Origin of the sequence: Streptomyces sp. SID4985 (assembly GCF_009863025.1) — a bacterium.
Lineage (GTDB): Bacteria > Actinomycetota > Actinomycetes > Streptomycetales > Streptomycetaceae > Streptomyces.
Window position 1 is genome coordinate 25,151 of record NZ_WWIR01000161.1, and the last position, 11,436, is coordinate 36,586.

The window sequence follows — 11,436 nt, forward strand, 5'->3', positions numbered from 1 at the left end:
GAGCCGTATGACTGACGTCCTGAACACGCCCCTGCACGAGCTGGACCCCGAGGTCGCGGCCGCGGTCGACGCCGAGCTGCGCCGTCAGCAGTCCACCCTCGAGATGATCGCCTCCGAGAACTTCGCGCCGCTCGCGGTGATGGAGGCGCAGGGCTCCGTCCTGACCAACAAGTACGCCGAGGGCTACCCGGGCCGCCGCTACTACGGCGGCTGCGAGCACGTCGACGTGGCCGAGCAGATCGCCATCGACCGGGTGAAGGAGCTGTTCGGCGCCGAGTACGCCAACGTCCAGCCGCACTCGGGCGCCTCCGCGAACCAGGCGGCGCTGTTCGCGCTGGCCCAGCCCGGGGACACCATCCTCGGCCTGGACCTCGCGCACGGCGGCCACCTCACCCACGGGATGCGGCTGAACTTCTCCGGCAAGCAGTTCAACGTGGTCGCGTACCACGTGGACGAGGAGACCGGCCTGGTCGACATGGCCGAGGTCGAGCGCCTCGCCAAGGAGCACAGCCCGAAGGTGATCATCGCGGGCTGGTCGGCGTACCCGCGTCAGCTGGACTTCGCGGAGTTCCGCCGGATCGCGGACGAGACCGGGGCCCACCTGTGGGTGGACATGGCGCACTTCGCCGGTCTGGTCGCGGCGGGGCTGCACCCGAACCCGGTCGAGTACGCGGACGTGGTGACCTCCACCACGCACAAGACGCTCGGCGGCCCGCGCGGCGGCATCATCCTCGCCAAGAAGGACTTCGCCAAGAAGCTGAACTCCTCGGTCTTCCCCGGTTTCCAGGGCGGCCCGCTGGAGCACGTGATCGCCGCCAAGGCGGTCTCCTTCAAGGTCGCGGCCTCGGAGGACTTCAAGGAGCGCCAGCGGCGTACGGTGGAGGGTGCCCGCATCCTCGCCGAGCGGCTGACCGCGCCGGACGCCCGCGCGGCCGGGGTGAACGTGCTGTCCGGCGGTACGGACGTGCACCTGATCCTGGTCGACCTGCGTGAGTCGGAGCTCGACGGGCAGCAGGCCGAGGACCGTCTCCACGAGGTCGGCATCACGGTCAACCGCAACGCGGTCCCGAACGACCCGCGTCCGCCGATGGTGACCTCCGGTCTCCGGATCGGCACGCCAGCCCTGGCGACCCGCGGCTTCACGGCCGAGGACTTCGCCGAGGTCGCGGACGTGATCGCGGAGGCGCTGAAGCCGTCGTACGACGTCGAGGCGCTTGCCGCCCGCGTGCGAGCGCTGGCCGACAAGCACCCGCTGTACCCCACGCTGGGCAAGTAGTACCCCGAAGTTCACCTGGGTGCCCCGCCCACCGTCCCGTGGGCGGGGCACCCGTGGTCTGTCCGCATCACTTTTGTACCTGTTCGTATTTGAGGAGTCACCGTGGCCGTCTCGGTCTTCGACCTGTTCTCGATCGGCATCGGCCCGTCCAGCTCCCACACGGTCGGCCCGATGCGCGCGGCGCGCATGTTCGCCCGCCGCCTGCGCAACGAGGGTCTGCTGGACTCCGTCGCCTCCGTGCGCTGCGAGCTGTACGGCTCGCTCGGCGCGACCGGCCACGGCCACGGCACCCCGAAGGCGGTCCTGCTCGGCCTGGAGGGCGCGTCCCCGCGCACGGTGGACGTGGAGGGCGCGGACGAGCGGGTGGAGCAGATCAAGACGGCAGGCCGTCTGCTCCTCCTGGGTGAGCGCGAGATCCCGTTCTCCTTCGACGACGACCTGATCCTGCACCGCCGCAAGGCCCTGCCCTACCACGCCAACGGCATGACCCTGTGGGCGTACGACGCCTCGGGCGCCGAGCTGCTCACCAAGACGTACTACTCGGTCGGCGGCGGCTTCGTCGTGGACGAGGAGGCCGTGGGCGCCGACCGGATCGTGCTCGACGACACGGTCCTGAAGTACCCCTTCCGCACGGGCGACGAGCTGCTGCGCCTGACGAAGGAGACGGGCCTGTCGATCTCCTCCCTGATGCTGGAGAACGAGCGGGCCTGGCGCTCGGAGGAGGAGATCCACGACGGCCTGCTTGAGATCTGGCAGGTGATGCGCGAGTGCGTACGCCGGGGCCTGTCCCGCGAGGGCATCCTCCCCGGCGGCCTGCGCGTCCGCCGCCGCGCCGCCGTCTCCGCCCGCCAGCTCCGCGCCGAGGGCAATCCGCTCGCGCACGCCATGGAGTGGATCACCCTCTACGCGATGGCGGTCAACGAGGAGAACGCGGCGGGCGGCCGCGTGGTCACCGCCCCCACCAACGGCGCGGCCGGCATCATCCCGGCGGTCCTGCACTACTACATCAACTTCGTCCCCGGCGCCGACGAGGAGGGCGTGGTCCGCTTCCTCCTGGCGGCGGGCGCCATCGGCATGCTCTTCAAGGAGAACGCCTCCATCTCCGGCGCCGAGGTCGGCTGCCAGGGCGAGGTCGGCTCCGCCTGCTCCATGGCGGCGGGCGCCCTCGCCGAGGTCCTCGGCGGCTCCCCCGAACAGGTCGAGAACGCCGCCGAGATCGGCATGGAACACAACCTCGGCCTCACCTGCGACCCCGTCGGCGGCCTCGTCCAGATCCCCTGCATCGAACGCAACGGCATGGCCGCGGTGAAGGCCGTCACCGCCGCCAAGATGGCCATGCGCGGCGACGGCGCCCACATGGTCTCCCTCGACAAGGTCATCAAGACGATGAAGGAGACGGGGGCGGACATGAGCGTGAAGTACAAGGAGACGGCGCGGGGTGGGCTGGCTGTGAACATCATCGAGTGCTGAGGAGGAAACGCAGCTCAATAACAAAACTCTTGTTAAAGTAGCCGCATGGCTACCTCCCCGGCGCCCGGCGAAGGCCCCGTCCGCCCGGTCTCCGTCTCCCTGCACGAGGGCACCATCGCCGCACTCAAGGCCCGTACCGGCAAGCGCGGCATGTCCGCCTACGTCGAAGCTCTCATCCAGCGCCAGCTGGAGCGTGACCGGCTGCGCGAACTCATCGAGGACGCGGAAGCAGAGCACGGGCCCGTGGACCAGGCGGCGGTCGAAGCCAAGCGGGCGATGTTGCGCGGTGACAACGCGGGCTCGGCGGACGCCGCGTGAGCGGCACGCTCGTCCTGGACTGCGAGGGCCTGTCCCAACTCGTACGACGCACAGCCGAGCTCACCGAGTGGCTGGCCGCGGCCGAGGCCGAGGACATCCGTGTCGTCACGAGTTCCGTCACCCTCGTCGAAGCTCGTGACCCCAGGACCAGCCAGGCCCGCTTCGACTATGCGGCCTCTCGCGTCAACATCGCCCCGCCCACGGAAGCCATCGCCCGCCACGCGAGCAAGCTGCTTGCCGCGGCCGGGCTGCACGGCCACAAGTACGCCCTCGACGCGATCGTGGCCGCCACCGCACTCGGCTCGCCGCCCCCCGTAACCGTGCTGACGTCGGACCCGGAGGATCTCCGGATGCTGTGCGGTCCTCGTGTCCGCGTGCTCAAAATCTGAATGTAGCCGCAGGGAGGCGGGGACCTGCGTCAGCGCCCCCGCAGCAGCAGCCGCAGCACCCCCAGGCGGGACGGGGACGCCGAACCCTTCAGCAGCTGGGCACCTCGCGCCGACACCGCGTCCGCCGTGAGGAGTTCGACCTCGATCAGGGTGCTCAGTAGGCGACGGTGGGGAGGCGGAGCCAGTTCCGGTAGCTCCCTCGCCTTCTCCAACGACGTACGGGCCAGAGCCACTTCGTGGTCGACCAGGGCGCGCAGGGCCGAGGGGTCGGGGGTGTTCGTGAGGTCGGACGGGGTGAGGGAGAAGCGGGTCAGGGTGTCCGTCGGGATGCCTGTGCGGCCCTCACCCAGGTCTTCGGCCAAGTCGTTGATGAAGTCCAGGCGTTGGGCGCCCTCGATGAGAGTGCGGCAGGCGGCGCGGAAGGGGGCCGGTGTCCAGGAGGTTGTCGCCGTGTTCCATCACGGCCGTCGCCGCCAGGACGTGGGGCAGGACCGGCCGCGGCAGCAGCCAGCGGGCTGCCAGGTAGGCGGTGGAGCGTGAGCGCTTCACCAACTGCCGCTGGGCGCCGTAGTCATCGCGTAACCGCGCGTCCCGGATACCCGCCGCGTCCAAGCTTCTCGTCCACGTGCTCATCGGCCCGATCGTAGAGCCACGAGATCGTAGAGCCACAAAGGGAGTCCCATGTTCCGAGTGCCCCTCCCGGGGGCACAACACATGCATGCTCCATGGGATCGACGTCAGCGCCTACCAGTCCTCGTCGTACGACACCGACGGGCTCTCCTTCGTCTTCGTCAAGGCGACGGAAGGCCGGTCGTACGTCAACTCCAGACTCGCGGCCCAGACGAAGACCGCGCGGGACGCCGGTCTGGTCGTGGGCTTCTATCACTTCCTGTGGCCCGGCAATCTCACCGAGCAGGCCGAGTACTTCCTGGCGAAGGCGCCGGACAAGCCCGGGGACATCCTGGCCGTCGACTGGGAGACCACCGGCGACGGCACCCACGCCAGCAACGCGGAGAAGGACGCGTTCATCCGCAAGGTGAAGCAACTGCGCCCGAAGAACCGGGTCGTGCTGTACACCAACCGCAACTACTGGCTGAACGTGGACACGACCTCGTACGCCGGTGACGGCCTGTGGATCGCCGACTATGTGAGCGCGGGCAAGCCGCGCATCCAGGCCGACTGGCGCTTCCACCAGTACACCAGCGAACCGCTCGACAAGGACGTGGCCGACTTCTCCAGCAAGGCCGCCCTGGTGGCCTGGGCCCACCTCAGCAACTGAGAGACCCCAGGCAACCGTGAGACCCCGGGCGGCCCTGCCGGGTTCCGGCGGCCGTCAGCCCTTGAACTCCGCCGGGCGGTCCGGGGACGCCTGCGCGAGGGCCTCGCGGACAGCGGCGACGCCCTCGCGCAGGCCGTAGACCGGCGTCGCGGGCTGCTGGCGCCAGGAGTCGTCGATGCCGCCCGCGTCGACCGTGTCGAAGCCGAGTTCGTCGATGAGCGCGCGGACCTTCGCCTTGGCGGCCTCGTCGTCGCCCGCGACCGGGAGGGCCAGGCGGTCCGGGGCGCCGGCGGGGCGGGGCCGGTCCAGGATGTCCTGGGCGTAGGTGCCGTTGAACGCCTTGACGACCGGGCGCCCGAGATGACGCTCGGTCCAGCGGCTCTCGGTGATGCCCTCGTCCTCGATGCCCGCGATACGGCCGTCGCGCTCACGCGGGTAGTAGTTGTTGGTGTCGATCACGGCGGCCCCTTCGGCGGCACCGTCGAGCAGCCCCGCGGGCAGGTCCGGGACCGCCTTCAGCGGGACGGTGACCACGACGACCTCGGCGCCGTTCGCCGCCTCCTCGGCCCGTACGGGCGTCGCGCCGGTCTCCTCGGCCAGTGCCTTGAGCGTCTCGGGGCCGCGCGAGTTGGCCACGGACACGTCGTGGCCGAGGGCGGTGAGCCGCCGGGTGAGATTGCCGCCGATGTTGCCCGCGCCGATGATGCCGATCTTCATGAAAACCTCTCAGGGTTCATGCATGTGCATTCTTCTGCCGTGGGCGACAACCGTGGGGCGGCGCGGGCTATTCCGGCCCGTACGGCGAACAGGTGACGGGCGCCGGACGCGAAGCCGGGCACGAAGCCGGGCACGAAGCCGGGCACGAAGCCGGGCACGAAAAAGGGGCACCCCTTCAGGGCGCCCCTTCCCGCACACGCGTCACTTGACCAGATAGGCCCAGAACTCGTCGAACGACAGGACCTTGTCGCCGTTGAGGTCGCGAGTCTTGATGATGGCCGCCGCCACCGTCTCGGTCACGTTCCAGTCGCCCTCCTGGGCGAGAGCGCTCTTGAACTCCGACGCGGTGATGAACCCGTCACCGTCCGCGTCGATCCGCTGGAACTGCTTGCGTGCTTCCTCGATGTCGGCCACCGATCCGCCCCTTTTTCCTCGTGTGTGCGTTGCCGTACCGGCACACTGACGCTGGTCAGATTAACCGTCCGTACGCGCCCGCAGTGCGGCGACCACCCACCCGAAGTCCTCCTCGTGGTCGAAGACGGGTGTTCCCTTGAGGACGCCGAGGAGCCTGCGGTACCGCGCGAGCCGGGGATTGTGCGAGGCGAGCATCCGCTCAAGGACCTTGTCCCGGTCGGTGTCGCCGAGCAGCTCGCGCAGCACGGTTTCCGCCTCGGGGGACGCCGGATCGATTCCCTTCTCCCTTGCTCCGCCCGCGAGTTGGACCAGTCGCCGGGCGAACCACATGGACGCGCCGGGCGGCGCTCCCTGCCCCCGGTCGGCCGCGTTGAACTCCGCCGCCCGCCGCATCTGCGCCCGGAACTCCGGGTCCTGCACCAGCTCCGCCAACTCCACCCATGCGTCCACCTGTTCCGGCGTGGGATCGTCCGGCAGATTCATCGCGCTGTCCCGCATCCGGGTACGGATCTCCGGGTCCGCCGTGTCGAGCCCGTGGAACATCTCCTCCACGAACTCCTCCATGATCCGCCGCCGTTCGGTCGCCGACAGCCGGGCCAGTCTGTTCATCAGGGTCGTCTCCTCCGCGCTGGAACCACGTCTCGCGACGGACGACAGCACCGCACGGGTCACCTTCAGCGACCTGATCTGGGCGTCCAGCGCCACCACATGGGCGGCGGCGACCTCGGCCACCGTCCGCTCCCCGGCGAGCACCTGCCGTACGTCCGCGAGGCCGAGGCCCAGTTCGCGCAGGGTGCGGATCAGGTCGAGCCGGGCCACCGAGGTGGCGTCGTAGAGCCGGTAGCCGCCGGTGGAGCGGGTCACCGGAGGGAGGGCGCCCTCGTCGGACCAGTACCGGATGGTGCGTACGGTCAGACCGGTGGCCCGCGCCAGATCGCCGATGGTGAGAAAGCCTGTGCCGTCGTCGTTCACGCAGCCGAGTCTGCGACCTCCACCCGCTGGAGACTCAAGCGGGCGCCCGCGCGAAACGCCTGCCGCGCAGCCTCAGCGGTCCGCCAGCCGCATTTCGAACCAGGTCGTCTTGCCGCGCGGGAGCAGATCCACGCCCCAGCGGTCGGAGAGCTTGTCGACCAGGAACAGCCCCCGGCCGCTGACGTCCATCTCGCGGACCGGCAGCAGACAGGGCAGCCCGCGCGAGGGGTCGCGCACCTCGACGCGGATCGAGCCCCGCCGACGGCGCATCCGGAGTCCGAAGACGCGGGCGCCGGTGTGCCGTACGGCGTTGCCCACGAGTTCGGAGACGAGTAAGACCGTGTCCTCGGTCATCTTGGGGCTCAGCCCCCACTGCCGCAGCACGACGACCTGGACGAGTCGGCGCGCGGTGGCGGCGGACTCGGGGCGGGACGGAAGTCTGACCTCCGCCTCGACCGGATTGCCGAACAACTCCAGCGCCCTGAGCGCCCGTTCGTCCTCGACCGCGGGCGACCAGCGCGCCGCGGCCGCACGGCTGTGTCCCCGTGGCTGTTCGATGCCCTCCAGCCCCGCCATGCCCCCATGATGGCCGTCATCGAGCGCCTCCGGGGGCGTTCCGGTGGAATACGCCCCCTGTACGCCCCTGCCGCGCTCCATGCGCTCGGCATATGCCAATGGCACGACAGGTTGCACGGAGACCTCTCCGACCTGCGGAGAAGACTCGGTTCCTGGCAAGCGAAGGACTCCCCTCGGCGAGGCAGGCTTAAGGTGGGGTTAAGGCTCCCATAAACCGGTCCGCCGAGGGGGCCGAATCAGACGACGCGTCAATTGCAAGTGTCTACCGGGCACTTGACCCGGAAAGTCGGCCCTGCCGGAGTCGCCGCCGAACGGTTCACCGGAAGATCAGAGGAACTTGGCCTTGCCCGGCCCCTCCTCCACGAAGCTGCGCATCCCCCGCTCGCGGTCCTCGGTGGCGAACAGCCCGGCGAACCAGTTCCGTTCCATCGCGAGCCCGCTGTCGAGGTCGGTCTCCAGGCCGGTGTCGATCGACTCCTTGGCGGCGCGCAGCGCGACGGCCGGGCCCTGGGCGAGCCTGGCGGCCCAGGCGTGGGCCTGCTCGTACACCTCGGCGGCCGGGACTACCCGGTCCACCAGGCCGAGGGTGAGCGCCTCGTCGGCCTTCACCATGCGGCCGGTGAAGATGAGGTCCTTCGCCTTGGACGGCCCGATCAGCCGGGGCAGCCGCTGGGTGCCGCCCGCGCCCGGGATGAGGCCGAGCAGGATCTCGGGCTGGCCGAGCTTGGCGTCGTCGGCGGCGATGCGGTAGTCGGCGCACAGGGCCAGCTCGCAGCCACCGCCCAGCGCGTACCCGGTGACGGCGGCGACGACGGGCTTGGGGATGCGGGCGACGGCGGTGAAGGCGTCCTGGAGGGCGCGGGCCCGCCGGACCATGCCCAGATGGTCCATGGCCTGCATCTCCTTGATGTCCGCACCGGCGGCGAACACCCGCTCCCCGCCGTAGAGGACCACGGCGCGCACGTCGTCGCGGCGCGTGGCCTCCTCGGCGAGTTCCTTCAGCCGGTCCTGGGTGGCGATGTCCAGCGCGTTCATCGGCGGCCGGTCCAGACGCAGGGTGCCGACGCCCTCGGAGACTTCGAGATTCACGGTCATGCGCAGCAGGTTAACGCCCGCTAACGACAGCGGGCCCGGTGCCGTGTGTCACAGCGCCGGGCCCGCGTCCGCGAGGATTACTTCTTCCAGTCGGCCCAGCTCATGTTCCAGCCGTTGAGGCCGTTGTCCGGGGCGACCGTGCGGTCGTGGGAGTTCTTGACGACGACCACGTCACCGACCATGGAGTGGTTGAAGAACCAGGCCGCCGGGACGCTCTTGTCGTAGCCGCCCTTGACGTCGCGCAGGCCGACGCAGCCGTGGCTGGCGTTGTAGTTGCCGAACGCGCCGCCACCCCAGTAGTTGCCGTGGATGAAGGTGCCGGAGTCGGTGAGACGGATGGCGTGCGGCACGTCCTTGATGTCGTACTCGCCGCCGTAGCCCACGGTCTCGCCGTTCATCCGGGTCACGGCGAGCTTCTCGGTCATGACCATCTGGCCGTTCCAGGTGTCGTACCCGGGCTTGCCGGTGGTGACCGGGAGGGTCCGTACGGTCTTGCCGTCCTGGGTGATCTTCATGGTGTGCTTGCTCGCGTCCACGTACGAGACCTGGCTGGGGCCTATCGTGAACGTCACCGTCTTGTGCTGCTTGCCGTAGACCCCGTCGCGGCCCTCGACGCCGTTCAGGTCGAGGTCGACGGTGACCTTGGTGCCCGCCTTCCAGTACTTCTCGGGGCGGAAGTCCAGGCGGTCGTTGCCGAACCAGTGGCCCTCGACGTCGACGGCGGGCTCGGTCTTGATCCGTATGGCCTTCTCGACCGCCGCCGGGTCGGTGATGCCCCGGGTGAAGCGGACGGAGAACGGCATCCCGACGCCGACCGTGGAACCGTCCTCGGGCGTGAAGTGGCCGGTGAAGGTGTTCTTCGGCGTAAGCGTGGTGAAAGAGGAGTCCTCGGCGGCCTCGCGGCCCCGGGAGTCCTCGGCGACCGCGTGCACCGTGTACGTGGTGCTCGCCGCCAGATGGGTCGACGGGGTCCAGGTGGCCCCGCCGTCGGAAAGCCTGCCCTCGATCTCGGTGCCCTTGGCGTCCTTGACGACGACCTTGGTCAGCCGCCCCTTGGCGACCTTGACCTTCAGGGCTCCGTTGGTGTTCACGCTCTTCGCCCCGGACTTGGGCGAGATGCTGACGGCCGCGGCCGACTGCTTGTCCTGCTGGGCGGTCCCGGCGCCCTTGGCGTCCTTGGACCCGCCCTCGGTGTCACCGCCGCCGCACGCGGCGAGCGACAGCACCAGCGCGCCCGTCACGAGCGCGAGTCCTCTCCTACGACCTTTGCGCCGGCTCCCCGCCGAAGCCCCCGATATCGGCCGCACGTTCAAGTCGGTCTCCCCTCCGTGGCCTGGCTCAGACAGGCCCGCACCCCGGCGCGTCCCGCGCACACCAGGGATGTTAGCCGCCGGGTTCCGGCCTGAACGCCCGCCCCATGTCACCGTTCCGTCGCAACTTGAACCAGTCCCCCCTCACCGGAACCCCGCAGCTCACACGGTCACTTGAGCACGCTGCCCGCCTTCCACTGGTTCCATGCCATGTTCCACCCTCCGAGCCCGTTGTCCGGTGCGACGGTTTTGTCCTCGCTGTGGACGATCTCGATCACGTCGCCCACGAGACTGCGGTCGAAGAACCAGCCCGCCGGGGTGTCCGCGCCGCCGCCCTTGACGTCCCTGAGGCCCACACAGCCGTGGCTGACGTTGGTCTCGCCGGGGGCGTCGGGCGACCAGTAGTTGCCGTGCAGGAAGGTGCCGGAGTCGGTGAGCTTCATGGCGTGGGGCACGTCGGGGATGTCGTACTCACCGCCGAAGCCGACGGTGCCGCCGTTCATGCGGGTCACCTCCAGCATGTCCATCACGACCATCTTGCCGTTGTAGGTGGGCGTCTTCGGGGCGCCCGCGGTGATCGGCACGGTGGCGAGCAGGGCGCCGTCGCGGCGGACCTGCATGGTGTGTTTGCGCGCGTCCACCTTGGAGACCTGGCTGCGGCCGACGGTGAAGGTGACGGTCTTGCGCTGGAGGCCGTAGACGCCGGGGGCGCCCTGGACGTCGCGCAGGTCGATTCGGACGGTGACCTCGGTGCCGGGCTTCCAGTACTTCTCGGGGCGGAAGTCCAGGCGGTTCTTGCCGAACCAGTGCGGGCGGATCTCGACGGCGGGCTTCGCGGTGACGCGCACCGCGCGCTCGACGGCGGCGCGGGCGGCGATCTCCCGGCTGAAGGCGAGGGAGACGATCATGCCGGTGCCGACGGTGGAGCGGTTCTCGGGGGTGACGTAGGCGATGAACCGCTCGTCGGGGACGTAGGTGCTGAAGGTGGTGTGCCGGGCCGAGCGGCGGCCCTCGCCGTCGACCGCCACCACGTCCAGGGTGTAGCGGGCGGCGAGCGCGAGCTGCCTGTCGTCGGGCTCCCAGGTGCGGCCGTCCGCGCTGATCTTCCCGGTGACCGGGGTGTCCTGGGCGTCCTGCGAACGGGTGGCGGTCACCTTCTCCAGCCGCCCGTCCGGCACCCGTACCCGCAGCCGCTCGGCCGGGCGCACGCCCGTGCCGCCGTCGCGCGGGGTGACGCGGATGACGTCCTCGGGGGCCGGGGACCGGCCCGGCGGTCCGCCGATGCCCAGCGGGCCGGAGCCGTCGGCGGTGCAGCCGGCGGCCCCGGCCACCAGTCCCGCCCAGGTCAGTGCAGTGGCCAGTGCGGCCAGCGCGCGCCGCGCGCGTCCTCGTAGATGCCTCACACCGGACATAACGACCAAGCCCGTCTCCGGGGCACGTGAGTGCGACGCCAGGGCTGGGCAGAACAGTGGGGAGGACGAGATGGAGGGAGCCCCGCCGGGGTCGGCCGGACCGGCCCCGGGGGCACCCGCAAGCCCGTTGTGGAGCCGTCGGGCGCAGTCGCACCGGGCGGCCCTGCCGCGTTCTGGGGTCGGGCGCCCCGGGACGCGGCAGGCCGCC

The 11,436-nt window shown here is 70.3% G+C and carries 13 protein-coding genes; 5 read left to right on the top strand and 8 right to left on the bottom strand.

Going from position 1 to position 11,436, the window contains the following annotated elements; genetic code table 11:
• The first annotated feature begins 7 nt into the window (after positions 1 to 7).
• The 4 genes from glyA (at position 8) to GTW40_RS06365 (ending at position 3,453) form a co-directional block, all read left to right on the top strand.
• Positions 8 to 1,276 (top strand): serine hydroxymethyltransferase, encoded by a 1,269-nt coding sequence (gene glyA, locus GTW40_RS06350; RefSeq protein WP_161179169.1) that lies wholly within the window; start codon positions 8 to 10, stop codon positions 1,274 to 1,276.
• A 102-nt stretch (positions 1,277 to 1,378) separates the two neighbouring features.
• Positions 1,379 to 2,746, top strand: coding sequence for an L-serine ammonia-lyase (locus tag GTW40_RS06355; protein WP_161179170.1), 1,368 nt, complete (start codon positions 1,379 to 1,381; stop codon positions 2,744 to 2,746).
• A 45-nt stretch (positions 2,747 to 2,791) separates the two neighbouring features.
• Positions 2,792 to 3,064 (top strand): hypothetical protein, encoded by a 273-nt coding sequence (locus GTW40_RS06360; RefSeq protein WP_161179171.1) that lies wholly within the window; start codon positions 2,792 to 2,794, stop codon positions 3,062 to 3,064.
• Positions 3,061 to 3,453 carry a PIN domain-containing protein gene (locus GTW40_RS06365; RefSeq protein ID WP_161179172.1) on the top strand — a complete coding sequence of 131 codons (393 nt, stop codon included), beginning with the start codon at positions 3,061 to 3,063 and terminating at the stop codon, positions 3,451 to 3,453. The genes GTW40_RS06360 and GTW40_RS06365 overlap by 4 nt, the downstream gene beginning before the upstream one ends.
• Positions 3,454 to 3,482: 29 nt before the next feature.
• Here GTW40_RS06365 and GTW40_RS32995 read toward each other — a convergent pair whose 3' ends face one another.
• Complete coding sequence (locus GTW40_RS32995) at positions 3,483 to 3,815, bottom strand: squalene/phytoene synthase family protein (protein ID WP_237525364.1); 333 nt, start codon at positions 3,813 to 3,815, stop codon at positions 3,483 to 3,485.
• Between the two features lie 356 nt (positions 3,816 to 4,171).
• On the opposite strand from GTW40_RS32995, the gene GTW40_RS06375 reads away from it, so the two are divergent.
• On the top strand, positions 4,172 to 4,732 hold the full coding sequence (locus GTW40_RS06375) for a glycoside hydrolase family 25 protein (RefSeq protein WP_161179173.1): 561 nt from the start codon (positions 4,172 to 4,174) through the stop codon (positions 4,730 to 4,732).
• 54 nt (positions 4,733 to 4,786) lie between these two features.
• On the opposite strand, the gene GTW40_RS06380 is transcribed toward GTW40_RS06375, so the two are convergent.
• From GTW40_RS06380 to GTW40_RS06410, 7 genes are all read right to left on the bottom strand, one after another.
• Positions 4,787 to 5,449: an NAD(P)-binding domain-containing protein gene (locus GTW40_RS06380; RefSeq protein WP_161179174.1), complete on the bottom strand. Its 663-nt coding sequence runs from the start codon at positions 5,447 to 5,449 to the stop codon at positions 4,787 to 4,789.
• 201 nt (positions 5,450 to 5,650) lie between these two features.
• Positions 5,651 to 5,863: an EF-hand domain-containing protein gene (locus tag GTW40_RS06385; protein ID WP_161179175.1), complete on the bottom strand. Its 213-nt coding sequence runs from the start codon at positions 5,861 to 5,863 to the stop codon at positions 5,651 to 5,653.
• 60 nt (positions 5,864 to 5,923) lie between these two features.
• The gene (locus GTW40_RS06390; RefSeq protein ID WP_161179176.1) at positions 5,924 to 6,835 is read right to left on the bottom strand and encodes a MerR family transcriptional regulator; all 912 of its coding nucleotides are present in this window, start codon (positions 6,833 to 6,835) and stop codon (positions 5,924 to 5,926) included.
• A 72-nt stretch (positions 6,836 to 6,907) separates the two neighbouring features.
• Positions 6,908 to 7,516 (bottom strand): ATP-binding protein, encoded by a 609-nt coding sequence (locus GTW40_RS06395; RefSeq protein ID WP_161179177.1) that lies wholly within the window; start codon positions 7,514 to 7,516, stop codon positions 6,908 to 6,910.
• 222 nt (positions 7,517 to 7,738) lie between these two features.
• Positions 7,739 to 8,506 (bottom strand): enoyl-CoA hydratase-related protein, encoded by a 768-nt coding sequence (locus GTW40_RS06400; RefSeq protein WP_161179178.1) that lies wholly within the window; start codon positions 8,504 to 8,506, stop codon positions 7,739 to 7,741.
• Positions 8,507 to 8,583: 77 nt separating this feature from the next.
• Positions 8,584 to 9,804, bottom strand: coding sequence for an Ig-like domain-containing protein (locus tag GTW40_RS06405; protein WP_343245625.1), 1,221 nt, complete (start codon positions 9,802 to 9,804; stop codon positions 8,584 to 8,586).
• Between the two features lie 182 nt (positions 9,805 to 9,986).
• On the bottom strand, positions 9,987 to 11,219 hold the full coding sequence (locus tag GTW40_RS06410) for an Ig-like domain-containing protein (protein ID WP_161179179.1): 1,233 nt from the start codon (positions 11,217 to 11,219) through the stop codon (positions 9,987 to 9,989).
• Between the last annotated feature and the right edge of the window lie 217 nt (positions 11,220 to 11,436).

Coding starts and splice junctions, on each gene's coding strand:
- GTW40_RS06375 (WP_161179173.1), top strand. CDS start 4,172: ATGCTCCATGGGATCGACGTCAGCGCCTACCAGTCCTCGTCGTACGAC.
- GTW40_RS06360 (WP_161179171.1), top strand. CDS start 2,792: ATGGCTACCTCCCCGGCGCCCGGCGAAGGCCCCGTCCGCCCGGTCTCC.
- glyA (WP_161179169.1), top strand. CDS start 8: ATGACTGACGTCCTGAACACGCCCCTGCACGAGCTGGACCCCGAGGTC.
- GTW40_RS06400 (WP_161179178.1), bottom strand. CDS start 8,506: ATGACCGTGAATCTCGAAGTCTCCGAGGGCGTCGGCACCCTGCGTCTG.
- GTW40_RS06380 (WP_161179174.1), bottom strand. CDS start 5,449: ATGAAGATCGGCATCATCGGCGCGGGCAACATCGGCGGCAATCTCACC.